This window comes from Acidovorax sp., assembly GCF_021287135.1.
Classification (GTDB): Bacteria; Pseudomonadota; Gammaproteobacteria; order Burkholderiales; family Burkholderiaceae_C; genus Acidovorax.
In genome coordinates this window covers 16083-38389 of sequence record NZ_JAJTBB010000027.1, presented here as the reverse complement: position 1 = coordinate 38389, position 22307 = coordinate 16083, and the positions used below count along the sequence as shown (strand labels likewise).

The window sequence follows — 22307 nt, the reverse complement described above, 5'->3', positions numbered from 1 at the left end:
CGGAAGGCGGGCACGCCGGTGGCGGGCCCAGCGCATCTGGGCGCCATCTATGGCGGGTTGTCGGGGCGCCCAGCGGGCAGCAGTCCCCGGGCAGCTCAGCCGCTGGGTGGCGGCAAGGGGGCGGCGGGTTTGCTCACAGCAGCACCGTTCCTTCGATACAGGTCACGGCCTGGCCGCCCACCCAGATCTGGTGCTGCTCGTCCTGGCGCACGTGCACGCGTCCGGCGCGGCCCAGGCATTCGCCCTGGGCTACCAGGTACTGCCGGGGTGCCAGGCCGTCGGCGATCAGCCACTCGGCCAGGCTGGCGTTGAGGGTGCCGGTCACCGGGTCTTCGGGGTTGCCCATGGGCGCCGCAAAGGCGCGCACCACCGCGCCGGGCTGCCCGGTGTCGGCGGCCGTGGGCGCCACGTGGATCACGCCCACGTCCTGGCCCAGGTCCTTCAGGCGCGCATGGTCGGGGCGCAGGCCCAGCACGGTGTCGGCGCTGTCCAGCAGCAGGCCCAGCCACACGGGGCCGTTGTCCAGCAACTGCGCGCCCAGGATCTGGTGCGGCCGCAGCCCCAGGGCGCTGGCAATCAGCGGCACCAGGGCCGGGCTGGGGGCGCTGCGCTGCAGCGGGGGCGCGGCAAAGGCCAGCGTGTCGCCAGCGTGCTCCACGCGCACCAGGCCCAGCGAACATTCCTGCACCACCAGGCCGCGCTGCCGCGGCACGTGGCCCGCCTGCAGCCAGGCGTGGCAGGTGCCCAGCGTGGGATGGCCTGCAAAGGGCAGTTCGCCGCTGGGGCTGAAGATACGCACGCGGTAGTCGGCGCCCGCGGCGCGACCGGCCTCCGTGGGCGGCAGCAGGAAGGTGGTTTCCGACAGGTTGGTCCAGGCGGCGAAGCGCCGCATGTCGGCATCCCCCAGGCCGTCGGCGTCCAGCACCACGGCCACGGGGTTGCCGTAGCCCGGGCGGTGGCTGAACACGTCGATCTGCTTGAACGGGCGCTGGTGCATGGTCACTCCGTCAACTTACATCTAGGTTGTGCGATCGGCGGTGGGCGTTGAAACCAGCGCGGCAGCTGCCAGCGGCCGCCGTGCAAGGGCCGCCCCGCCGCACCGGCGGCGTCCCCCTTCCCGCGGCGCATGGCGCAGCGAGAGAAGGGGGAAGCGGCGTAGCCGCTCAGGGGGATGTGCACTCATGCCAGGGGCAGGTCCAGCACGCCCCGGGCGCCGGGACGGGCGCTGACCGCGTGGTACCAGCGCTCCAGGTGCGGCCGCGCGGGGCGTTCCTGCGGCAGGCCCCACCAGCGGTGGATCTCGCAGCCCACCGGAATGTCGGCCATGGTGAAGTGCTCGCCCGCCATGAACGGCTGGCGCGCCAGGTGGTCGTCCAGCAGCGCCATCAGCGGCTCGGTGGCGGCCACGGAGGCCGCGATGAGCGCGTCGTTGCGCTGCGCGGCGGGCGTGCGGATCCACTGGATGAACGCGTCGCGCCCTGCGGGGTTCAGCGTGGTCTGCTGCCAGTCCATCCACTGCTCGGCCACGAAGCGCGCGGGCAGCGCCTCGGGGTACAGCTCGCCCGGCGCATGGCGCGCGCACAGGTAGCGCACGATGGTGTTGGACTCCCACAGCACCGTGCCGGTCTCGTCGTCCTCGATCAGCGGCACCAGTCCGTTGGGGTTGAGGGCCAGGTAGCGCGGCTCGCGCACGATGCCGAACTGGCCGCCCGCGTCGGTGCGCTGCACCGACGGCAGGCCCAGCTCCTGCACGGCCCAGACCACCTTGCGCACATTGATGGACGACAGCCGCCCCCAGACCCTCAGCATGGCTTAGCGGCCTTGCAGGCTGTCGCGCACGGCAGAAGCCAGGGCGGCAATGCCGGCGGCGATCTGCTCCTTGGTTGAGGTGACGAAGGACAGCCGCAGCGTGCGCTGGTCCGCATGGTCGGCGTAGAAGGCTGCGCCGGGCACGAAGGCCACGTTGCGCTCCACCGCCTTGGGCAGCAGGTCGATCGCGCTCATGCCATCGGGCAGGCGCACCCACAGGAACATGCCGCCGTCGGGGCGGTTCCACTGCACATCGAGGCCCGCCATTTCCTTCGTCAGCGCGGCCAGCATGGCCTCGCACTGCTCCTTGTACAGCGCGCGGATGGTGGGCACGTGGCGGTCCAGGAAGTTGCCCTTCATCACCTCGGCCACCAGGCGCTGGTTGTAGCCGGGGGTGTGCAGGTCGGCGGCCTGCTTGGCTTGCAGCAGCTTGGGGTACACGGCCTTGGGCGCCACGATGAAGCCCAGGCGCAGGCCGGGGGCCAGCACCTTGGAGAACGAGCCCATGTAGATGCAGCCCTCGGGGTTGCGGGCCGTGAGCGGCGCGGGCGGCGGGTTGTCGAACCACAGGTCGCCATAGGGGTTGTCTTCCACCAGCGGCAGGTTCAGCTCGGCCGCGGCCTTCACCAGCGCAGCGCGGCGGGCATCGCTCATGGTGCGGCCGGTGGGGTTCTGGAAGTTGGGCAGCACGTACAGGAAACGCGCCTTGTCGGCGCCCGTGCCCACCTTGGCGCGCAGGTCGTCGATGAGCACGCCTTCATCGTCGCTGTCCACGGACACCACGGCGGGCTCCATGGGCGTGAAGGCCTGCAGCGCGCCCAGGTAGGTGGGCGTCTCCACCAGCACGCGGCTGTCCGTGTCGATGAGCACCTTGGCGATCAGGTCCAGCGCCTGCTGCGAGCCGGTGGTGATGAGGACCTGGTCCGGGTTGACGTCCCAGGGCAGGAAGTCGGCAATCGCCTGGCGCAGCGGGCCGTAGCCTTCGCTGGCGGCGTACTGCAGGGCGGCCGGGCCGTCGTTGGCCAGCACGGCGGCGGACGCCTCGGCAAAGGCGGAGACCGGAAAGGTCTTGGGCGCGGGCAGGCCGCCGGCCAGGCTGATGATGCCGGGCTTCTCGGTGACCTTCAGGATTTCGCGGATGACCGAGGGGTTCATGCGCTCGGCGCGGCGCGCCAGGGTCCAGGCGCTGGTGGCGGTGTGGGGCAGGTCGTTCATCTTCACTCTCGTTCTCCTAAGGGCTGCAGCGGGCCGCACGGTGCTGCAAGGGGCTCATCACAAAACAATGGATCCAGAAACGCAAGGCGGTGCCGGGGCGGGTGGTGCGTCAGTCCACCACGAACAGGGTGGCGCCCCGGGGCGCCGTGGACCGGTGGGGTTCCGCATTGTCGGCCACCTGGTAGCTCATGCCCGGTGTGAGGGTGAACACCCGGCCGTCGGCCAATTCGGTATGCAGCTCGCCTTGCAGGCACAGCAGCACGTGTCCCTTGACGCACCAATGGTCGGAAACATAGCCGGGCGTGTATTCCACCATCCGCACGCGCAGGTCGCCCCACTGCTGCGTGCGCCAGAATGCCTGGCCGGCCTGCGCGCTCTTTTCCTCGCGCGGGACCTGGGCCCACTCGGTGGTGTGGAAGGGAATGTGCTCCAGTTTCATGCGGGGTTCCGGGCGGGTTGGATGGGCATTTTCTTGCCCAGGTACACCGTGGCGATCACGGCCAGCGCAAACACCAGCGTGGTGGCGTCCAGCCGCTCGCCCGCCAGCGGCACGGCGAACAGCAGGCTCAGAAAGGGCTGCACCAGCTGGATCTGGCTCACCCGCACGGCGCCCAGCGCCAGTGCGCGGTACCACGCGAAGAAGCCGATCCACATCGAGAACAGCGCCACGTAGGCAAAGCCGGTCCAGGCCATGGCGCTGATCGCGCCGGGTGCGGCCGGCGCAAACCACCACGCCACGGGCAGCGTCAGCGGCAGGCTGCAGGCCAGCACCCAGCAGATGGCTTGTTCGGCACCCAGGCGGGGCGTGAGGCGCGCACCGCCGATGTAGCCGAAGGCGCCGGTGGTCATCGCGACCAGCAGGTAAAGGTTGGCCGCGCCCAGGTACAGGCCGCCCGCGCGCCAGGCCATGAAGCCCAGCACCAGCCCGCTGCCCGCCAGCGCGCAGGCCCAGAAGCCGGCGGACGGCCGCTGCCGGTACCACAGCGCGCCCAGCACGGCCGTGGACAGCGGCAGCAGCGCCGTGACCACCGCACCGTGGGTGCTGGGCACGGTGCGCAGCGCCAGCGCAAGAAACAGCGGAAACCCGACGATCACGCCAAACGCCGTGATGCCGAGCAGGGGCCACTGCGCCCGCACCGGCACGTTCAGCCGGCCGCGCACGTGCTGCCAGCGCAGGTACGCCACGGACAGCAGGCCCGCGGCCGCAGCCCGGCCAAAGGTGACGAACCAGGGGGACAGCTGGGGCGCATCCGCCGGGCCCACGGCCAGCCGCGTCATGGGCAGCGTGGCCGCGAACAGCGTCACGCCCACCAGGCCCCAGAACAGCGCCTCGCGCTCGTGTGTGGGGCTCATAGCGTCACCATCCAGGCGGCGGTGGCCACCAGTACCGCCGCCAGCGCGCGGTTGAACCACAGCAGGCGGCGCCCTTGCGCCAGCCATTGGCGCAACAGCGATCCCACCAGGGCATAGACGAAGTTGCTGGAAAAGGCAAACACCATCATCACGGCGCAGATGATCGCCAGGCGCTCGCCCGGGTTGGGGGCCGGCTGGCCCGCGGCATTCACCACCCAGCCTGCGCTGAGCGTGAGCGCCAGCATCCAGGCCTTGATGTTCACGAACTGCAGGCCCACGCCCTGCCAGAAGGTCACGTTCAGGCGGCTGCTGTCCACCTCGGTGAGCCGTGCGGCGCGGGCCAGCTTCCAGGCCAGCCACAGCATGTAGGCCACGCCCAGCAGCGTCACGCCCCAGCGCAGGGCCGGCACGCCGGTGATGAGCGCCCCCAGGCCCAGCCCGCTGGCCAGCATGAGCAGCGTCCAGCCCGTGGGCACGGCCACGCAAAAGCGCAGCGCCCGCCGCAGGCCCAGGTTGGCTGCCAGCGCGGTGGACAGCGTGGTGTTGGGCCCCGGCGAGAAGCTCATCGCGGTGCAAAACAGCAGCAGTGCGGTCAGTTCGGGTGCGGTCATGGGGCAGCGGGTGGGGCGCCGGGCTTGATCTTGTCAGCGTCTGGCGTTCAATGTAATCTTCGATCCCAGTACACGACCAGTACAGTTCAGCAACGCAGTTTGTGATCTGTATTGCTCGAAATGACAGTACACAAAGGCGCCGCCATGTTGATGAAAACCCCCACCCAGTCGCTGACCGAGCAGCTTTCGGCGCGCTTTGGCGAGCGCATCCGCAACCGCCTGCTGGCGCCCGGCGCACGGCTGCCGTCCGTGCGCCAATGTGCCGAGCAGCACGGCGTGAGCCCCTCCACCGTGGTGGCCGCCTACGACCAGTTGCTGGCGCAGGGCCTGGTGGAGGCCCGCAAGAACCGGGGCTTCTTCGTGCGCGAGATGACGGCGGGGCTGGCCGAGCGCGCCGCCCCGGAAGACGCCGTCCCTGCCGCGGCCGAGGGCGCCCTGGGCAACTGGACCACGGCCCACTGGTTCGCCGCGCGCGGCGCGGGCCGGGGGCCGTCGCGCGGGGCGCCGCCGGTGAATGCCACCGCGCTGATCCGCGGCATGTTCCACAAGGTCAGCGACAAGCCGCAGCCCGGCATGGGGGTGTTTCCGCCGGCCTGGCTGGAGTCCACCTTCATGCCTGCCGCGGTGCGCAAGGTGACCAGCACGCGGTCGCTGCAGGACTTCTCGCTGCAGTACGGCGAGCCGCTGGGCGACACCGGGCTGCGCCGCGTGCTGGCCAAGAAGCTGGCCACGCTCAACGTCCAGGCCGCGCCCGAGCAAATCATCACCACGGTGGGGGCCACGCATGCGCTCGACATCGTGAGCCGCACCCTGCTGCGCCCGGGCGACCCGGTGATGGTGGAGGAGCCCGGCTGGGCCGTGGAGTTTGCGCGGCTGGCGGCCCTGGGCATGCGCATCCTGCCCGTGCCCCGCCGCGCCGACGGCCCGGACCTGGAGGTGATGGCCAAATACTGCGAGGCGTACCAGCCCAAGCTCTACGTGAGCGTGAGCGTGTTCCACAACCCCACCAGCTACTGCCTCTCGCCGGGCAGCGCACACCGCATCCTGCAACTGGCCAACCAGCACAACTTCCACGTGGTGGAGGACGACACCTACAGCCACATCGCGCCCGAGCACGCCACCCGCCTGACCGCGCTGGACGGCTTGCAGCGCACCATCTACGTGAGCGGGTTCGCCAAGATCCTGGCGCCCAACTGGCGCATCGGCTTCATGGCCGCGCCCACGGCCCTGGTGGAGCAGATGCTGGACACCAAGCTGCTGGCGACGCTGACCACCCCCGCGCTGCTGGAAAAGGCCCTGGCCCTGTGCATCGAGCAGGGCCAGCTGCGCCGCCATGCCGAACGCATCCGCACGCGCCTGGACGCCGCCCGTGCCCGCAGCGTGAAGCTGGCGCTGGGCGCGGGCTGCACGTTTGCGGCGGAGCCGGTGGGGCTGTTTGGCTGGGTGGAAACCGGCGTGGACACAGACGCGCTGGCGCAGCGCATGCTGGACGAGGGCTACCTGCTGGCCCCCGGCGCACTCTTCCATGCCGAGCGCCAGCCCAGCACGCTCATGCGCATCAATTTCGCCACCACGCAGGACGCGGCCTTCTGGAAGACCTTCGAGCGCGTGCGGGCCGAGCAGGGCCGGTAGGCCCTGAGAACGTTCTGAGCGCCGCGCCGGAGTCCGAGTGGGCGTGAGCCGGCGCGCCACACGCCGGCGGACGCGTGCAAGGGGCTCAGCCCCCGGCCCGTGCCACCGCGGAACGGGCTTTGCCAGGCCGCTGGTGGCGTCCTCCTTTGGGGGAAGGCGCGAAGCGGCTCAGGGGGAATTCACTTCCGGTCCACGTCCAGATCGGACAGCACCCGCAGCAGGGCGCGGTTGACTTCTTCCCGATCCATCTCGTGGGTTTCGCACAAGTGGCGGATGGCGCTGGCGTCGTCGGTTTCCAGTGCGGTGGCCATCTGCAGGCCGCCGGCATAGGGGCCGGTGCGCAGCACCGTGGCGTCGTAGATGCGCTCGGACAGCGGCAGGCGCCGCAGGATGGCGCCCAGCGGTTCGCCCAGCAACTCGTCCAGCTGCGACAGCAGGCCGCACAGGTAGATTTCGCGGCGCAGGTCGTTCTCGATGCCTGCGTCGAGCAGCTGCGCCATGAGCCGCGCGCGCATCACCATGGACTCGCGCACGGGCTGCATGTTGGGGTCGTTGCTGGCATGGGGCAGCTGGTCGGACAGCCAGCGGCCAATGGAGCCGTAGCCCATCATCACCAGGCCGCGGCGCAGCGAATCGATGCCCGTGCGCAGGCCCAGGGCCGCGGAGTTGGTGTAGACCATGAACCGATAGGCCAGGATGGGGTCCTGCCCGAGGATGTCCTCGAACGTTTCCAGCGACTGCTCGGCGTCGATGGCCTTCATCAACTTGAAGATCACCGCGTGCGACGGCTGCTGCGGCTGGTGGCGCAGGCTGTAGAGCACGTCTTCCGCGGGCCAGCCGGCCAGTGCCAGGGCGCCCGCATGGTCCAGGCACTGCTCCATGAGCGCCCGGCTCTCGATGTTCTCGTACATCTGGCCCGCCAGCAGCGGGTTGGCGGTGCGCGGCGGCTGCGCGGGCGCACCGCCCGCGCGCACCGGCGGGGGCTTGAGGGCCGCCACGGCATCCTCGGGGCGCAGGCTGAGCAGGCTGTTGTCAAAGCACTGGGCCACTTCCGGCTCGGGCAGGCGGCCCAGTTCGCCACGCCACACCAGCTTCAGGCCGCGCTGGTGCGCTGCCTTCACCCGCGCAAACAGGGCGGAGTCGGACAGCCAGCCGTCGCGCACCTCAATCCACGGCGCGCCGCGCGGGGCGTTGTCCAGCATGTCGCACAGGAGCTGGTGGTTCTGCGGGGACAGCAGCACGGGCGGCGAGCTGGCCGTCCACAGCTCCTGCAGCGTGCGCAGCAGGTGGGCGGTGTCCACCATGGCCGAGGCATCGCTGTGCACGTACAGCTGGATGCCGGCGAGCTTGCGCGCGCGGCTCCACAGGGGGCGGTAGCCCAGGATCAGGCGGCCAAGGACAGATTGGACCATGTGCTCTCAGGCAAGTAACAGGGAAGGGCCAGCAGCGCGGCATCTGCCGCGGCCGCGGGAGGCCCGCCCGGGGATCGACACACTCAACCGATGAAGTTGAACAGGGACAGCTTCTGAACCTGCGCGTAGGACTTGAGCGCAGCCTCGTAGCCCACCTGCTGGTTCTGGAAGTCCGAAATGCCCTTGATCATATCGAGATCCTCGGCGCGCGAGCGGTCGCCTTCGAGCTGGATGGAGCGCTTTTCCTGGTCGCCGGTGATGCGGTCCGCCCGGTTGAGCAGCTCGCCGGCGTAGCCCCGCATGTTGTGGATGCGCTCCAGGCCGATGTCCATGTTGCCCAGCGCCTGCCCGACCACCTGGGCCGCGGCGTTGCTGTCGGGTGAAAAGCGCAGCCCGTTGATCGCGGCGTCCATGGTGCTGAACATGCTGGGGCTGGGCTTGAGCGTGATGGTGTCGCCGTTGGCGGGCGTGCCCTTGATGTCGAACTGCAGTCCGGGAATGCCCGCCACGGAAACCGACATCGGCTTGTCCGACGGGAAGTCGGGCACCACGACGGGCGCGGACACCGCACCGGTGGTGGTGTTGGTGATCGTGTAGGTGGCGGTGGTGGTGCCGGTCGTGGCGCCGGGGCCCACGGCGCTGAAGGTAATGGTGTAGTTGTCCCCTGTGACCAGGCTCGTGTCCACGGGCTTGATGGCCGAGGTGTTGAGGGCGCGGCCGGTGGGGATGGTGCTGACGCCGGCCGTGTAGACGCCGTCGCGCTGCGGGTCGAACATGAAGGTGGCGTCGCCATCCAGCGTGCCCGGAATGGCCACGCCGCTGCTGGCAGCCTGGCCCGGCAGCCCGGCGAAGCTGTAGTCCGGCGAGGAGCTCATGGGCCCCAGGAACGGCGCCAGGGCGCTGCCCAGGGCGCCCAGCAGCGGAATGCCGTTGGTGTCCTTGCGGTTGGCCACCTCCACCAGCTGCTCGCGCAGGCCTTGCAGCTGGTTGGCAATGGTGGTGCGGTCGTTGGGCGTGAGGGTGCCGTCGCCGGCGTTGACCACCAGCTCGCGGAACTTCTGGATCAGGTCCACCGCGTCGCCCAGCGAGGACTCGGCCTGGGCGATGGCGTTGCGCTGGGTTTCCAGCGCGCGCTGCTCGGTCTGGATGCGCGAGAGCCGGTTGATGGCACGCTCGGCCTGCGCCGCCGACACTGGATCGTCGCTGGCGCGCACCACCCGCTTGCCGGAGGTCAGGTTCTCCTGCAGGTTGGACAGGGAAGTCTGCCGCGCGCCCAGATTGCGCAACGCGTTGTCGTACATGTTGGCCGTGCCAAGGCGGTAGATGGTGTTGCTCATGTCCTAGCTCCCATTGGTTCGGCCGTTAGCGGCCCATGCCCTGGATCAGCGAGTCAAAGATGTTCTGCGCGATCTGGATCATCTTGGAAGATGCCTGGTAGGCCTGCTGGTATTGGATCAGCTTGGCGGCCTCCTCGTCCAGATTGACGCCCGAGATCGCCGTGCGGTCGCGCTCCAGGTTCGCGGCGATGGTGGACGAGAGATCCGCGGCATACAGCGCGCTTTGCGTGCGCGTGCCCACCTGGGCAATGGCGCCCGCGAACCCGTCGGACAGCGTGGAGTCGTCGAACATCTTCACGTCGCGCAACCCCATGAGCGCGCTGGCGTTGCCGGAATTGCGCGTGTACATGTCGCCGTACTGCGGGTCCATGGCGTTGCCGACGACCACGGTGTCGCCGGTGTTGGGCGTGCCCTGCAGCTTGATCTCCCAGCCGTTGATCGAAATGGGCGCGCCGGGCGTGTAGGGCTGCGCGGCCGCCACGGTGGTGGGCGGCGAGGTGCCGCGGTCGAGCACGTCGTAGGTTGTCGGCGGGCCGGCCGTGAACCGCAGCTGGATGCCGCCCAGGATGGGGGGCACCGCCGCAGGGTTGGCGTTGGGCGGCAGCACCAGCCCGGGCGGGTTGGGCAGGCCCGTGGCCTTCAGGCCCGCCAGCTGCAGGGTGCCGCTGTTGGACGTGCCCATGGCCGCGTTGACGGGGTTGGCCACCGCCAGATCGCGCGGCGAATACACCAGGGCCTGCATGCTGGCTGCGGCCGTGCTGAACGGCTTGAACAGCATGCGCTCGCCCGGGTTGCCCGGCGTCGTCAGGTTGAAGTTGAGCCCGTCGATCTGCAGGGTGGCCAGGTTCGCGGCGTCGGTGAACGGCGTGGACTTGCCGTCGGACAGCCGCACCACCTGGCCGGCCGTGCCGGTGGTGAAGCGGATCTCGTAGTCCGACGCGGCGAACTGCGTGGGGCCGGTGAACGACACGGTGCCCACGCCGGCGCCGTTGGTGTGGCCCGGCATGCTGGTGGGCAGGGCGAACAGGTCCTTGCCCATGGCGCCGTCGAGCGTGAGGCCCAGGTTGTGCTGCTCGTTCATGGACATGCCGATGGCCATGGCCATGCGCCCGAGCAGGTTGCGGCCCTCGGCCAGGTCGTTGTTGCTGAAGCGCAGCAGCCCGGACATGGAGCCGCCGCCCAGCACGTTCTCGTCCATCTCGATGGGCGAGGCGCCGGGCCGGTTGAAGAACAGCTTGGTCTGGCCGCTGCCGGGGAAGGCCGTGGCGTCGCCTACCGACAGGCTGGTGGCGGTGGTGCCCAGCACCAGCGGCTGGCTGCCGGCCACGAACAGGCCCACCGTGCCGTCATCGGCGGGGATCTGCGTGGTCTGCACGTACTGGTTGATCTCGCGGATGATCTGGTCGCGCCGGTCCAGCAGGTCGTTGGGCGTCTGCCCGTTGCCCTGGGCGCGCGCGATCTGCTCGTTCACGTTGGCCATCTGCTCGGCCAGGCTGTTCACCGCGGTGATGCTGCTTTGCAGCTGCTCCGAGACGGTGTACTGGATCTCGTTGATGCGGTCGGCCGCAGAGCGCATGCGCGCGGCGGTTTCGTCCATGCGGGTGAGCGCCACCGTGCGGGCGGTGATGTCGGTGGGGGCGCCTACCACGTCCGTGAACGCGTTCATCATGTCGTTGATGGCCGCCCCCAGCCCGCCCGTGCCGCCGCTGAAGACCTCCTGCAGCTGGCGCAGGCGCTCCGCGCGCACGATGTCGGCGGACTGCACCGAACCCGCCGTGGCCGACTGGCGCGTGAGCAGCTCGCTCTGGTTGCGCAGGATGGTCTGCACGTCCACGCCCTGCCCGATGTAGCCGCCACCGGTGAACTGCCCCTGCACGGTCTGCAGCACCACGGTCTGCCGCGAGTACCCCGCGGTGTTGACGTTGGCAATGTTGTGGCCCGCCGTCTGCAGCGCCACCTGGTTGGCCAGCAGCGCGCGGGCGCCGACGTTGAGCAGGCTCATGGCTTACCTCGCATTTCGATATCTCCGGCCTTCGAACTGGCGCGCGCCAGGCCAGTGCACCCGTGGAACGGGCTTTGCCAGGCCACCGGGTGCGCACCCCTCCCGAAGGGCTGCCACCTCTGGTGGCGGCACCGAGGCGCGAAGCGACTCAGGGGGTGCTTCATCTCAAGCCTGTTCCCGCAGGGTCCGCTGCACGCTGTTGATGGCCCCGCTGAGCTTTTTGGCGTACGCGGGGTCGGTGGCATAGCCCGCCTTCTGCAGCGCGGAGGCATAGGCCGTGGCCGAGCCGGTCTGGGCGACGGATTCGGCCTTCTCGTAGCGCGGGCTTTCCTTGATGAGGCGGGCGTAGTCGCGGAACGAGTCCTCGTACGAGTCGTACGCCCGGAACTTGGCCGTCACCTTCTGGGCCTTGCCGTTGATGTATTCGGTGGTGGTGATCTCGGCCACCTTGCCCGTCCAGCCCTTGCCGGCCTTGATGCCGAACAGGTTGAACGAGGTGGAGCCGTCCTTGTTGCGGATCTCGCTCTTGCCCCAGCCCGTCTCGTGGCCGGCCTGGCCCAGCATGAAGGTGGCCGGGATGCCGCTTTCCTGCGACACGCGCTCGGCCGTGCCCGACAGGTGCTGCACAAAGGCATCGCGGCCCTTGGGGGCGGGAGCCGTGGTCTCCGCGCCGGACGGGGCCGCCGGCGCGCGGCGCAGGCTTTGTTGCAGGCTCAGCGTGGAGGGGACCGAAAAGTTGGCATCGGCCCCGCCCATCTGGCGCGAGAGCTGGCGCGCGATGGCCTCCGACAAGCCCCCTGGCTGGCCCGACATGTTCACCGACAGCTGCTGGTCCAGCATGTCCTGGCCCAGGTTGGCCTGCTCGCCCTCCATCAGCCCCGACTTCATGGTGGCATCGCGCATGCTCTTGATCAGCTCGCGCATGAACAGCGACTCGAACTGCTTGGCCACCTCGCGCGTGGTCTGCGCGTTGTTGGCGGTGCCGGCGTCGTACTTGAGCGTGTTGAGCGAGCGGATGTCCACCGCCAGCGCGTTGGACGTGCTGGCGGTGTTACCGGAGGAGGGCAGGGTGAGGGCCATGGTTGCTCCCCGTGGTCAGATCACTTCCAGCTCGGCGTTCAAGGCACCCGCGGCCTTGATGGCCTGCAGGATGGCCAGCAGGTCTTGCGGCGTGGCGCCCAGCGTGTTCAGGGCCTTCACCACGTCGGCCAGCTGGGGCGAGGGCGGCATCTGGATGATGTTGCCCGGCTCCTGGTTGATGCGGATGTCGCTTTGCTGCGCCACCACGGTCTGCCCTTGCGACAGCGGCGCGGGCTGGCTGATGACGGGCGTGGAGCTGATGGTGATGGACAGGTTGCCGTGCGCGATGGCGCAGGGCCCCAGCGTCACGGCCTGGTTCAGCACCACGGAACCCGTGCGTGCGTTGATGACCACCTTGGCCGAGGGGGCGGACGATTCCAGCGGCAGCTCTTCCAGGTCGGCGATGAAGCCCACGCGGGCGCCAGGGTCCAGCGGGGCGCGCACCTGCACCGTGCGGCCGTCCAGCGCTGTGGCCAGGCCGCTGCCCAGCTTGGCGTTGATGGCCTGCGCCACGCGGCGCGCGGTCTGGAAGTCCGAAGCGTTCAGGCCCAGGTTGATCGTGTCGCCCTCGTTGAGCGGCGTGGGCACCGAGCGCTCCACCTGGGCGCCCTGCGGGATGCGGCCCGCGCTCAGGTGGTTGATCTGCACCTTGCTGCCGCCGGCCGAGGCGCCCGCGCCCCCCACCACCAGGTTGCCCTGCGCCAGGGCGTAGATCTCGCCATCGGCGCCGCGCAGCGGCGTCACGATGAGGGTGCCGCCCTTGAGCGACTTGGCGTTGCCCATGGACGAAACGTTCACGTCGATCATCTGGCCGGGCTGCGCAAACGCTGGCAGCTGCGCCGTGACGATCACGGCCGCCACGTTCTTGAGCTGCAGCTGCGAGGCCGCATTGGGCGGCAGGCTGATGCCCATCTGCTGCAGGTAGTTGGACATGGCCTGCGTGGTGTAGGGCATCTGCGTCGTCTGGTCGCCCGTGCCGTCCAGGCCCACCACCAGGCCATAGCCCGTCAACTGGTTGCTGCGCACGCCCTGCACCGCGGCCACTTCCTTGATGCGCAGAGCCTGCGCCGGCAGCGCCAGGCTGGCGGCCGCCAGGGCGAGCACCAGCCACAGCAGGCGCGCAGCGCGCGAAAACGGGGGAGGGGACAAGGCTTTCATGGCACCGATTGTGGTCGGCACGGCCGGGAACTAAAACCCAAAAAGAAGCGGGTTCACCGGCTTATTGCGGCACTCGTGCAGGGTGCCGGTTTCAGGTGAGAAATATGAATAAAAACAGCCTCCAACGCTTGCTGGACAAGCGCTGAAAGCTATCATTTTTGAATAACGCACTGCCGCTGCATCGGCGCGGCCCCAGGCGCGGGCCGCCGCGCAAGGGTCGCCCTGCCGCGCTGGCGGCGTCCCCCCTCAGGGGGGAAGGCGCGCAGCGCCTCAGGGGGCCTCTCTAGAACGGCGTGATGGTGTTGAAGAACCGCCCCATCCAGCCCATCGCCTGGGCTTCGTTCTGGGCGCCGCGGCCGCGCGACTCCACGCGCACGTTGGCCACCTGCGTGGAGTTGACGATGCTGCCCGGCTGCAGTGCGCGCGGGTCCACGGTGCCCGAGAAGCGCAGCACGTCCACGTTCTGGTTCACGCCGATCTGTTTCTCGCCTGTCACCACCAGGTGGCCGTTGGGCAGCACGTCCACCACCGTGGCGGTGATGGAGCCGGTGAAGGTGTTGGCGCTTTCGGTTCCGCCCTTGCCGGAGAACGTGTTGCCCGAGCTGGCGCCCACGCTCAGCTTGTCGGTGAAGGCCTTGCCGGTGAAGGGCAGGGCCGTCACGCCTGCGGACGTCTTGGCATCGCGGTCCACCGTGGACGAGGACTTCTGGCTGGCCGTCACGTTCTCGACGATCATGATCGTCACGTTGTCGCCTACCATGCGTGCGCGCCGGTCCTCGAACGCGGGGCGGTAGCTGGCCTGCTGGAACAGGCTGCCCGTCACGGGCGGCGGCGTGCGCGGCGCGGCGGCCAGCGGCGGCGGCGTGGTGGGCAGGATGTCCACCGGCGGCGGCGGCGACAGCGTCGCGCAGCCGGTGAGCAGCAGCGCGCCCAGGGCGGCGGGCAGGGCAAGAAGGCGGGTGAACTGCAGCATCATGGCAATCGCTCCTGTCGTGGTCACCCGGCTCACAGCTGGGCCAGCTTGGCCAGCATCTGGTCCGAAGTCTGGATGGCCTTGGAATTCATTTCATAGGCGCGCTGGGTCTGGATCATGCTCACCAGCTCTTCCACCACGTTCACGTTGGAAGCCTCCAGGAAGCCCTGCTTGAGCACGCCCAGGCCGTTGGTCCCGGGGGTGCCCTGCTGGGGCTGGCCCGAAGCCGCCGATTCCTTGAACAGGTTCTGGCCGATGGGCTCCAGGCCCGCCGGGTTCACGAAGGCCGACATGGCCAGGTTGCCCAGCGGCTGCGGCTGGGTGTTGCCCGGCACCGTGGCGGAGACCACGCCGTCGGCGCTGATCGTCACGCTGGTCGCGTTGTTGGGGATGGTGATGCCGTTGGCCACGGGCAGGCCGCTGGAGGTGACCAGGCGGCCCTGGGAGTCCACCTGGAACGAGCCGTCGCGGGTGTAGCCCAGCGTGCCGTCCGGCATGGTCACTTCAAAGAAGCCATTGCCATTGATGGCCACGTCCAGGCTGTTCTTGGACTCCTGCAGGCTGCCCTGCACGAAGTTGCGGCTGGTGGCCACCGTGCGCACACCCAGGCCCAGGTGCAGGCCGGTGGGCAGCTGGTTCTGCTCGGTGGTGTTGGCGCCCACCTGGCGCAGGTTCTGGTAGATCAGGTCTTCGAACACCGCGTTGTTGCGCTTGTAGCCCGTGGTGGAGACGTTGGCCAGGTTGTGCGAGATGACGTCCAGCTGCGTCTGCTGGGCAGACATGCCGGTCTTGGCGATCCAGAGGGAGTTGATCATGATGGTTTCCTCGGTCGAATCAATGGGTCGTTGCCTGTGGGGCTGGCGCGGCCGAAGCGGGGGGACGCCGCGCAAGGGCCGCCCCGCCGCGCTGGCGTCGCCCCCCTTCCCTCGCGTCAGCGAGTAGAGAAGGGGGGAGCGGCGAAGCCGCACGGGGGGATGTCGTTTTCATCTTCAGCCGTTCATGCTCAGCAACTGGCTGGCGGTCTTGTCGTTGGTCTCGGCGGTCTGCAGAAGGCGCATCTGCTGCTCGAACTGGCGCGACGCGGCGATCATTCCCACCATGGCCTCCACCGGATTCACGTTGGAGCCTTCCAGGGCGCCGGCCAGCATGCGGGCGTTGGCGTCGTTGGGCATGGGGTCGCCCGAGTTGGTGCGGAACAGGCCGTCGTCGCCGCGCTTGAGCGGGTCCTCGGCCGTGGGGGTGGCGAGCTTGAGCCGGCCGATGGCCTGTGCGGGCTGGCCCGCCGCCTTGGCCGTGATGGTGCCGTCGCTGCCCAGCGTCACCTCGGCGCCGGGCGGCACGTCAATGGGGGCGCCGCCGTCCGACAGCACGGGCAGGCCGGTGGGGGTGACCAGCTGGCCGGCCGCCGACACCTCAAACGTGCCGGCGCGGGTGTACGCCTCGGTGCCGTCCAGGCCCTGCACCGCAAACCACGCGTTGCCGGCCGCCATGGCATCCAGGTTGCGGCCGGTGCGCTGCACCGGGCCGGGGGTGTTCACGTAGCCCGACGTGGCCTCCAGCGCGAACACGCGGGTCTTGGAGCCGTCGCCTTGCACCGGCACCGAACGGAAGGTGGACATCTCGGCCCGGAAGCCCTGCGTCGAGGCATTGGCCAGGTTGTTGGACAACACGGCCTGACGGTGGGCGGCGGCGTTCGCGCCCGTCATCGAGGTGTAGATGATGCGGTCCATGGCAGGGGTTTCCGGTTGCTTCTATTTTGATAGCTGCTTGCGCTTTATGGATAAGAGCTAGAGGCTGTTTTGGCTTGAAGTGGCGACCTCGTCAGCGCAGGTTGACCAGGGTGGACATCACCTGGTCCTGCGTCTTGATGGTCTGCGCATTGGCCTGGTAGGCGCGCTGGGCGGTCATCATGTTCACCAGCTCGGCCGTCAGGTCCACGTTGGAGTCTTCCAGGGCGCCCGAGCGCAGCGCGCCAAAGTTCCCGTCGGTCGCGGTGCCGACGACCGGCTGGCCCGATTCAAACGTGGCCACCCAGTTGTTGCCGCCCACCGACGCCAGGCCCTGCGTGTTGCGGAAGCTCGACAGCGCCAGCTGGCCTTCGGCACGGGTCACGCCGTTGGAGTAGCGGGTCATGATCATCCCGTTGTTCTCGATGTTGATGCCCGTGAGCTCGCCCGTGGTGTAGCCGTCCTGGCTGAGGGTGGAGACCGAGAATTTGCTGCCGCTTTGCGAGACCTTGTCCAGGCTGACCGACACCGGGAACGCGGGCAGGTTGTTGGGGTTGGGCGGCGTCGGGTTGATGGTCAGCGGCAGCGCAAAGCCCGTGGCCGGGGGCGTGGCCGCCGGGCCGGTGATGGCGCCGTTGTTGTCGAACGTGATCTGGCCGATGGGGGAGGCCACGACCGGGGGCGTGGCGGTGGGGTCGTCCAGCTGGTCGTACACGTCCCAGGTGTTGGCGGTGGCGGTTTTCTGGAAGTACAGGTTCACCGGCTTGGCCACGCCCTGGCTGTCGAACACGTTGATGGACGTGCCATAGGTGGCGCGCGGCGTGGCAGGGATGGGAGGCGTGGCGGTCGGGTCGCCCGCGGCGTCCTTGGCCGTGGCCGGCAGGTTGAAGGCGGCCGTGATGGTCGTGGTCTGCTTGGCGGGGATGGGTTCGGACGTGGGGAACACCATCGGCACCGGGTCCGTGCCCGAGCGCAGGCCCGTGACCGGGTCCACCGGATAGCCCATCACCTTGGCGTTGTCGTTGGTGATCATGTGGCCTTCCTTGTCCAGCTTGAAGTTGCCGGAGCGGGTGTAGGCAGGCGTGCCGTCGGGCAGCGTGAGCGTGAAGAAACCGTTGCCGTTGATGGCCACGTCCAGGCTGTTGCCGGTGATGGTCAGGTTGCCCTGCGTGAACTGCTGCGAAACCGCGCCCACTTCCACGCCGATCCCGGCGTTGGAGCCGCCGGCCGAGCCGATGGCGGACGCCACCATTTCAGCGAACTCGGCCCGCGAGGCCTTGAACCCGACGGTGTTGGAGTTGGCAATGTTGTGCCCGATGACGTCGAGGTTCCGGCTGGCGGCGTTCAGGCCCGACAGGCCTTGCTGAAAACTCATGGTGTTCTCCTGGTTGAGACGGGGACTGGATCGGTGGCCCGGGACGGGATCAGACCAGCGCCTTGATCTGGCTGTAGTTGATGGTCTGGCCGTTGGCGAGGGTCAGCACGAGCTGGCCGTCTTCGGCACCGGCCGCCGTGACCTTGGACAGCGCCAGCGGCGTGCTGTCCAGCTTGGTGGAGCCGTTGACGGCGCTCACGCGGAACTTCAGGCCGTCGGTGGAGCCGCTGTACTGGCTGCCGTCCCAGTCGAAGGTGTGGCGGCCGGCAGCCTTGGCGCCCAGGTCCATGGTGTCGATGACCTGGCCGCTGGCGTTGAGCACCTCGACCTTCACGTTGGTGGCGGGCGAGGCCAGCTCGAAGCCGCCCTTGCCGGTCTTGTCGGCCACGGACAGCGTGGAGCCTTCGGACATCACGCTGCGGCCCACCAGCGAGGTGCCTTGCATCACCTGCAGCGAATTGAATTGCGCCGCCATGCTCTGCATGGTCTGGTTGAGCTGCTGGATGCCCGTCACCGTGTTGATCTGCGCGATCTGCGAGGTCATCTGGGCGTTGTCCAGCGGGTTCATCGGGTCCTGGTTGTTCAGCTGCGCGACCAGCAGCTTCAGGAAGCGGTCCTGCGCGGCGGCGGGGTCGGTGGCGGCGTTGGCCTTGGTGCCGGTGGCGTCGGTCACCGAAGGGGCGTTGGTGGCACTGAGGATCATGGTGGGGCTTCCTTGGAACGGCGAGCGTTGGTTACTGGCCCATCTGCAGGGTCTTGAGGAGCAGCGACTTGGCCGTGTTCATGACCGCGACGTTGTTCTGGTACGAGCGCGAGGCGGAAATCATGTTGACCATCTCCTCCACGGCGTTGACGTTGGAATGCGTCACATAGCCTTCGGCGTCCGCCGAGGGGTGGCTGGGGTCGTGCACGCGGCGTCCGGGGGTGTTGCTTTCGCTGATGGCGCTCACGCGCACGCCGGCGGAGCTGTCCGCGCCCATCGGGGCGGTCTGGAACACCACCTGACGGGCCTTGTAGGCCTGGCCGTCCGGCCCGGCCACCGCGTCGACGTTCGCCAGGTTGCTGGCCACCACGTTGAGCCGCTGGGACTGGGCGCTCACCGCGCTGCCAGAGACGCTGAAGATGGAGAACATGGACATGGGGAAACTCGCTTTCTGCGCTGCAATGCGGGGTTACTGGCCCTGGATCGCGCTGAGCATGGTCTTGGCGTTGCCGTTGATGAAGCGCAGGGTGGTCTCGTAGCGCACGGCGTTGTCCACGAAGTTGGCGCGCTCCCGGTCCAGGTCCACCGTGTTGTTGTCCAGGCTGGGCTGCGACTGCACGGAGTACCCCAGCGCGCCCGGCGTGCTGCTGCCGGAGGCGGCCGCGGGCAGGGGAATGTGGCGCGGGTCCGTGGCGCCGGCCGTGCCCACGGAGCCGCCCGTGGCCAGGCGCGTGACGCCCGAGCCCGAGGCCTCGCGCATCGCGTCGGCAAAGCTGAAGTCGCGGGCCACATAGCCGGGCGTGTCGGCGTTGGCGATGTTGCTGGCGATGGCGCGCTGGCGCTCGGCACGCAGCACCAGCGCGTTGCCGAGGAAGTCCATCCGGTTCGTCATCTTGTCAAGCATGTTCGCCTCACACCAGGGTTTCACAGGCGCCGGGCGGGGGGGCTTTCCGGCGTGGCTTGATTATGAAAAGCGGCGCGTTTTTCTAAAGCGCGAAGAACGCGGCAATGGCTGCGCAGTTCCCCGTTTTGCGGCCGGTGCGGCTGCCTATAGTTGCAGCGGTGAAATAGCCTTCGGGCCCCCCTGCGGGCTGTGAAGGCGCCCCTGCCCCGGAGTCCCCATGCCAACACCCTCTGCCCCCATCCCTGCCCGCGCCCACGCGCCCGTGCAACGCCGCTCCAGGCCCGGCAGGCTGCGCGCCGCGTGGGCGGCGGCAGCCGCCTTGCTGCTGGCAGCGGCGGGGGGCGCGCAAGCGCAGGTACAAACACCGGCACAAGCGCCGGTACAAGCACCGGTGCAAGTCCCCGGGCAGCCGCAGGCGCAGGCGCAGGCACCATCGGCCGCCGATCCCGGGGTGGACCTGGCGCCGCTGGGCCAGCGCTGGCTGAACGACGCCATGGCCCGCAACCAGCCTGCCGGCATGCCGCTGCGCATGGAAGTGAGCGTGGGCTCACTCGACCCGCGGCTGCGCCTGGCGCCCTGTGCGCGGGTGGAGCCCTATCTGCCCGCCGGTTCGCGCCTGTGGGGGCGCACCCGCCTGGGGCTGCGCTGCGTGGAAGGCCCCACGGCCTGGAACGTGTACCTGCCGGTCACCGTCAAGGCCTTCGGCCCGGCCTGGGTGCTGACCGGCCCCGTGGCGCCTGGCGCAGTGCTCACCGCCGACGACGCCACGCAGGCGGAAGTGGACTGGGCGGAAGAGTCCGCGCCGGTGATGGCCCAGCCCGAGATGTGGGTGGGGCAGGTTGCGGCACGCCAGCTCATGGCCGGCCAGGCGCTGCGCCAGGCCATGGTCCGCCCGCCCCAGCTGTTCCGCGCCGGGGCCCAGGTCAAGGTGGTGGCCCAGGGCCCGGGCTACGCCATCAGTTCGGCAGGGCAGGCCCTGTCGCCGGGCGGGGTCGGGCAGATCGTGCGCATCCGCATGGACAATGGCCGTATCGTGAGTGGAACTGTCAATGAAAGTGGAACAGTTGTCGTGGCTTTGTGATGACGCAGCGGCAAGAAATGACTAAAGTCCGGGCGAAAAGGGTCGAAAACATTGCTACTGTGCCCCACATCACACGGGGTGGTGGAGAGAGCGATGAAGATTGGTCAAAAACCGGAACTCCCGGGCGCCTTGCCGCAGACGGGGCTTGCCAAGCAAGCCAAAAGTCCGCCCAGCGCTGCTGAAGGAGCGGCCAAGGACGCGGCGGTGGCCGCAGCGTCTCCCGCCGGTGTGCCCGTGACGGTGTCCCTGGCCGCCCGCGCTCTGGACCAGACCCAGCGCTCCACCGCCGATTTTGACGCCAGCAAGGTCAAGGCCGTGCGCACCGCGATTGAAAAGGGCACGTTCTCGGTGGACGCCGAGGCCATTGCCGACAAGCTGCTGTCCAACGCCCAGGAAATCCTGTCCCGCTCGCGCGGCTGATGCACGGTTCCCCTGTTTTCGCTTCCACCTCTCGCCTCGGGTCCTCGCTTCGACCTCTCGCCTCGGTTCCTCGCCTCGGTTTCCCGCTTCGTCTCTCCTTCGCTTCCTCCTGCCCTCGGCTTGGCAGCCGGGCGCCCTTCAACGCACAATGGGCCATGTCGCTGGAAGAATCCCTCCTGGCTGTTGAGCAGCTGATCGAAAAAGTCTCCGCCGCGCTCCTGGCGGCCGATCCCCAGTCCCTGGAACAGAACAGCGCCGCGCTGCGCGACGCGGCCGCCCGGTTTGCGCAAGCCGTGGAGCAGTCGGGGGCCACGGGGCGCCCGCTGCCGGCGGCGCTGCAAAAGCGCATGGACGCCATCCGCGCCATGCTCGCCATCCACCGCGAAAGCCTGGCGCGGCTGTCGGCCAACGCCGACCGGCAGGTCGCCGGCCTGGTTCCGCAAGCCGGCGCGCCGGCCACGTACGGCGACGGGCGGAGCGCACCCGCCGGCAAGCCGGGCGTGGCCCGCATCTACAAGTCGGCGGGTTGAGCGCAGGGCATCAAAAACAATAGCGGCCAGCGCACGGCCAGCGGGCGTTTGAGATGCGAATCTGCCTCAATGCATTGCGGGGAAAGCGCAAGAAGCTATTGATTTGATAGTGCTTCCCGCGGAAGGGGAAGCCGGCACCGCCGCTGCGGGCGGGCCGTGGGCGGGCAGCAGGGCCCGCAGCCGTCAGTGCGCCCGCATCTTGGCGCGCAGGCGCGCGATGGACTGGCTGTGCAGCTGGCACACCCGCGACTCGGTGACGCCCAGCACGGCGGCGATCTCCTTGAGGTTCATGTCGTGCTCGTAGTACATGCCCATGATGTGCTGTTCCCGTTCGGGCAGCGTCTTGATGGCATTGACGAGCGACATCTTCAGCCGCTGGTCGCGCAGCAGCTCCATGGGATCAGCATCGCTGTCGGCCACGTGGCGGTCGAGAAAGCCTTCCTCGTCCTCGTTGCCGTGCGTCATGTCTTCCAGGTACACGAGCTGCGTGCCGCGCACCTTGCCCAGCAGGTTCTGGTATTCGGCCAGGCCCATGCCCATCTCGGCCGCGATCTCCGATTCCAGCGGGCTGCGGCCCAGCTTCTGTTCCAGCCGGTGCACGGCCTGCTCGATGTCCTTCTGGCTCTTGCGCGAGCTGCGGCTCATCCAGTCGCCCTCGCGCAGCTCGTCGAGCATGGCGCCGCGGATGCGCTGGGTGGCGAAGGTTTCGAATTGCACGCCCTGCGCCGCCTCGTAGCGCGACAGCGCATCGGCCAGGCCGATCATGCCCACCTGGATCAGGTCGTCCAGCTCCACATTGGGCGGCAGCTTGGCGATCATGTGGTGTGCAATGCGCCGCACCAGCGGCACATGCTGGCGGATCATCGCGTCCCGATCAAGCTGGCCTTTGGCGGTGTACATACAAAGCGTGTTATGCACGTTGAGAGCGTGGTTGCGAGGGTTGCGCGGCGGCGGCAAAGCGGCGCTGCGTTCGAGAGCGTACCCG

Annotated in this window: 23 protein-coding genes; 4 read left to right on the top strand and 19 right to left on the bottom strand. The window is 69.0% G+C overall.

Annotated features, from left to right (window positions below):
* Positions 1 to 133 precede the first annotated feature (133 nt).
* The 6 genes from LWW96_RS07740 to LWW96_RS07715 form a co-directional block, all read right to left on the bottom strand.
* Entirely contained in the window at positions 134 to 997 is an 864-nt protein-coding gene (locus LWW96_RS07740; RefSeq protein ID WP_291485643.1) for a PhzF family phenazine biosynthesis protein, read from the bottom strand.
* Between the two features lie 182 nt (positions 998 to 1179).
* Positions 1180 to 1809 (bottom strand): glutathione S-transferase, encoded by a 630-nt coding sequence (locus LWW96_RS07735; RefSeq protein ID WP_291485642.1) that lies wholly within the window; start codon positions 1807 to 1809, stop codon positions 1180 to 1182.
* A 3-nt stretch (positions 1810 to 1812) separates the two neighbouring features.
* Positions 1813 to 3024, bottom strand: a complete 1212-nt coding sequence (locus tag LWW96_RS07730) for a PLP-dependent aminotransferase family protein (protein ID WP_291485641.1) — start codon at positions 3022 to 3024, stop codon at positions 1813 to 1815.
* 109 nt (positions 3025 to 3133) lie between these two features.
* The gene (locus LWW96_RS07725) at positions 3134 to 3463 is read right to left on the bottom strand and encodes a DHCW motif cupin fold protein (RefSeq protein WP_291485640.1); all 330 of its coding nucleotides are present in this window, start codon (positions 3461 to 3463) and stop codon (positions 3134 to 3136) included.
* Positions 3460 to 4377 carry a DMT family transporter gene (locus LWW96_RS07720; protein WP_291485638.1) on the bottom strand — a complete coding sequence of 306 codons (918 nt, stop codon included), beginning with the start codon at positions 4375 to 4377 and terminating at the stop codon, positions 3460 to 3462. Before LWW96_RS07720 ends, LWW96_RS07725 begins: the two co-directional genes overlap by 4 nt.
* Entirely contained in the window at positions 4374 to 4988 is a 615-nt protein-coding gene (locus LWW96_RS07715) for a LysE family translocator (RefSeq protein WP_291485636.1), read from the bottom strand. The genes LWW96_RS07720 and LWW96_RS07715 overlap by 4 nt, the downstream gene beginning before the upstream one ends.
* 144 nt (positions 4989 to 5132) lie before the next feature.
* Here LWW96_RS07715 and LWW96_RS07710 point away from each other — a divergent pair, with 144 nt between their 5' ends.
* On the top strand, positions 5133 to 6620 hold the full coding sequence (locus LWW96_RS07710; protein WP_291485634.1) for a PLP-dependent aminotransferase family protein: 1488 nt from the start codon (positions 5133 to 5135) through the stop codon (positions 6618 to 6620).
* Positions 6621 to 6799: 179 nt separating this feature from the next.
* On the opposite strand, the gene LWW96_RS07705 is transcribed toward LWW96_RS07710, so the two are convergent.
* The 12 genes from LWW96_RS07705 to flgB form a co-directional block, all read right to left on the bottom strand.
* On the bottom strand, positions 6800 to 8032 hold the full coding sequence (locus LWW96_RS07705) for an HDOD domain-containing protein (protein ID WP_291485632.1): 1233 nt from the start codon (positions 8030 to 8032) through the stop codon (positions 6800 to 6802).
* Between the two features lie 83 nt (positions 8033 to 8115).
* Positions 8116 to 9369, bottom strand: a complete 1254-nt coding sequence (gene flgL, locus LWW96_RS07700; protein ID WP_291485631.1) for a flagellar hook-associated protein FlgL — start codon at positions 9367 to 9369, stop codon at positions 8116 to 8118.
* Positions 9370 to 9394: 25 nt separating this feature from the next.
* Positions 9395 to 11371 (bottom strand): flagellar hook-associated protein FlgK, encoded by a 1977-nt coding sequence (gene flgK, locus LWW96_RS07695; RefSeq protein ID WP_291485628.1) that lies wholly within the window; start codon positions 11369 to 11371, stop codon positions 9395 to 9397.
* A 165-nt stretch (positions 11372 to 11536) separates the two neighbouring features.
* Entirely contained in the window at positions 11537 to 12451 is a 915-nt protein-coding gene (gene flgJ, locus LWW96_RS07690) for a flagellar assembly peptidoglycan hydrolase FlgJ (RefSeq protein WP_291485626.1), read from the bottom strand.
* A gap of 15 nt (positions 12452 to 12466) precedes the next feature.
* Positions 12467 to 13609: a flagellar basal body P-ring protein FlgI gene (locus tag LWW96_RS07685; protein ID WP_291485625.1), complete on the bottom strand. Its 1143-nt coding sequence runs from the start codon at positions 13607 to 13609 to the stop codon at positions 12467 to 12469.
* 283 nt (positions 13610 to 13892) lie between these two features.
* On the bottom strand, positions 13893 to 14582 hold the full coding sequence (locus LWW96_RS07680) for a flagellar basal body L-ring protein FlgH (RefSeq protein WP_291485678.1): 690 nt from the start codon (positions 14580 to 14582) through the stop codon (positions 13893 to 13895).
* Between the two features lie 32 nt (positions 14583 to 14614).
* A complete protein-coding gene (gene flgG, locus LWW96_RS07675) occupies positions 14615 to 15397 on the bottom strand; it encodes a flagellar basal-body rod protein FlgG (RefSeq protein WP_291485624.1) in 783 nt (260 codons plus the stop codon).
* Between the two features lie 174 nt (positions 15398 to 15571).
* A complete protein-coding gene (gene flgF, locus LWW96_RS07670) occupies positions 15572 to 16312 on the bottom strand; it encodes a flagellar basal-body rod protein FlgF (RefSeq protein WP_291485623.1) in 741 nt (246 codons plus the stop codon).
* A gap of 91 nt (positions 16313 to 16403) precedes the next feature.
* Positions 16404 to 17684 (bottom strand): flagellar hook protein FlgE, encoded by a 1281-nt coding sequence (gene flgE, locus LWW96_RS07665; RefSeq protein WP_291485621.1) that lies wholly within the window; start codon positions 17682 to 17684, stop codon positions 16404 to 16406.
* A gap of 49 nt (positions 17685 to 17733) precedes the next feature.
* On the bottom strand, positions 17734 to 18387 hold the full coding sequence (locus LWW96_RS07660) for a flagellar hook assembly protein FlgD (protein ID WP_291485619.1): 654 nt from the start codon (positions 18385 to 18387) through the stop codon (positions 17734 to 17736).
* 31 nt (positions 18388 to 18418) lie between these two features.
* Entirely contained in the window at positions 18419 to 18823 is a 405-nt protein-coding gene (flgC, locus tag LWW96_RS07655) for a flagellar basal body rod protein FlgC (protein ID WP_291485617.1), read from the bottom strand.
* A gap of 33 nt (positions 18824 to 18856) precedes the next feature.
* Entirely contained in the window at positions 18857 to 19291 is a 435-nt protein-coding gene (gene flgB, locus LWW96_RS07650; protein WP_291485615.1) for a flagellar basal body rod protein FlgB, read from the bottom strand.
* 217 nt (positions 19292 to 19508) lie between these two features.
* Here flgB and flgA point away from each other — a divergent pair, with 217 nt between their 5' ends.
* From flgA to LWW96_RS07635, 3 genes are all read left to right on the top strand, one after another.
* Positions 19509 to 20372, top strand: coding sequence for a flagellar basal body P-ring formation chaperone FlgA (gene flgA / locus LWW96_RS07645; protein ID WP_291485614.1), 864 nt, complete (start codon positions 19509 to 19511; stop codon positions 20370 to 20372).
* A gap of 93 nt (positions 20373 to 20465) precedes the next feature.
* Positions 20466 to 20792: a flagellar biosynthesis anti-sigma factor FlgM gene (gene flgM / locus LWW96_RS07640; RefSeq protein WP_291485612.1), complete on the top strand. Its 327-nt coding sequence runs from the start codon at positions 20466 to 20468 to the stop codon at positions 20790 to 20792.
* 155 nt (positions 20793 to 20947) lie between these two features.
* Positions 20948 to 21322, top strand: coding sequence for a hypothetical protein (locus tag LWW96_RS07635; RefSeq protein WP_291485610.1), 375 nt, complete (start codon positions 20948 to 20950; stop codon positions 21320 to 21322).
* 183 nt (positions 21323 to 21505) lie between these two features.
* On the opposite strand, the gene LWW96_RS07630 is transcribed toward LWW96_RS07635, so the two are convergent.
* Entirely contained in the window at positions 21506 to 22222 is a 717-nt protein-coding gene (locus tag LWW96_RS07630; protein ID WP_291485608.1) for an RNA polymerase sigma factor FliA, read from the bottom strand.
* Between the last annotated feature and the right edge of the window lie 85 nt (positions 22223 to 22307).

Coding starts and splice junctions, on each gene's coding strand:
- flgG (WP_291485624.1), bottom strand. CDS start 15,397: ATGATCAACTCCCTCTGGATCGCCAAGACCGGCATGTCTGCCCAGCAG.
- flgE (WP_291485621.1), bottom strand. CDS start 17,684: ATGAGTTTTCAGCAAGGCCTGTCGGGCCTGAACGCCGCCAGCCGGAAC.
- flgL (WP_291485631.1), bottom strand. CDS start 9,369: ATGAGCAACACCATCTACCGCCTTGGCACGGCCAACATGTACGACAAC.
- LWW96_RS07635 (WP_291485610.1), top strand. CDS start 20,948: ATGTCGCTGGAAGAATCCCTCCTGGCTGTTGAGCAGCTGATCGAAAAA.
- LWW96_RS07725 (WP_291485640.1), bottom strand. CDS start 3,463: ATGAAACTGGAGCACATTCCCTTCCACACCACCGAGTGGGCCCAGGTC.
- LWW96_RS07720 (WP_291485638.1), bottom strand. CDS start 4,377: ATGAGCCCCACACACGAGCGCGAGGCGCTGTTCTGGGGCCTGGTGGGC.
- LWW96_RS07710 (WP_291485634.1), top strand. CDS start 5,133: ATGTTGATGAAAACCCCCACCCAGTCGCTGACCGAGCAGCTTTCGGCG.
- LWW96_RS07735 (WP_291485642.1), bottom strand. CDS start 1,809: ATGCTGAGGGTCTGGGGGCGGCTGTCGTCCATCAATGTGCGCAAGGTG.
- flgB (WP_291485615.1), bottom strand. CDS start 19,291: ATGCTTGACAAGATGACGAACCGGATGGACTTCCTCGGCAACGCGCTG.
- flgA (WP_291485614.1), top strand. CDS start 19,509: ATGCCAACACCCTCTGCCCCCATCCCTGCCCGCGCCCACGCGCCCGTG.
- LWW96_RS07705 (WP_291485632.1), bottom strand. CDS start 8,032: ATGGTCCAATCTGTCCTTGGCCGCCTGATCCTGGGCTACCGCCCCCTG.
- LWW96_RS07685 (WP_291485625.1), bottom strand. CDS start 13,609: ATGAAAGCCTTGTCCCCTCCCCCGTTTTCGCGCGCTGCGCGCCTGCTG.
- flgF (WP_291485623.1), bottom strand. CDS start 16,312: ATGGACCGCATCATCTACACCTCGATGACGGGCGCGAACGCCGCCGCC.
- flgJ (WP_291485626.1), bottom strand. CDS start 12,451: ATGGCCCTCACCCTGCCCTCCTCCGGTAACACCGCCAGCACGTCCAAC.
- flgK (WP_291485628.1), bottom strand. CDS start 11,371: ATGAGCCTGCTCAACGTCGGCGCCCGCGCGCTGCTGGCCAACCAGGTG.
- LWW96_RS07680 (WP_291485678.1), bottom strand. CDS start 14,582: ATGCTGCAGTTCACCCGCCTTCTTGCCCTGCCCGCCGCCCTGGGCGCG.
- LWW96_RS07715 (WP_291485636.1), bottom strand. CDS start 4,988: ATGACCGCACCCGAACTGACCGCACTGCTGCTGTTTTGCACCGCGATG.
- LWW96_RS07730 (WP_291485641.1), bottom strand. CDS start 3,024: ATGAACGACCTGCCCCACACCGCCACCAGCGCCTGGACCCTGGCGCGC.
- LWW96_RS07660 (WP_291485619.1), bottom strand. CDS start 18,387: ATGATCCTCAGTGCCACCAACGCCCCTTCGGTGACCGACGCCACCGGC.
- LWW96_RS07740 (WP_291485643.1), bottom strand. CDS start 997: ATGCACCAGCGCCCGTTCAAGCAGATCGACGTGTTCAGCCACCGCCCG.
- flgM (WP_291485612.1), top strand. CDS start 20,466: ATGAAGATTGGTCAAAAACCGGAACTCCCGGGCGCCTTGCCGCAGACG.
- LWW96_RS07630 (WP_291485608.1), bottom strand. CDS start 22,222: ATGTACACCGCCAAAGGCCAGCTTGATCGGGACGCGATGATCCGCCAG.
- flgC (WP_291485617.1), bottom strand. CDS start 18,823: ATGTCCATGTTCTCCATCTTCAGCGTCTCTGGCAGCGCGGTGAGCGCC.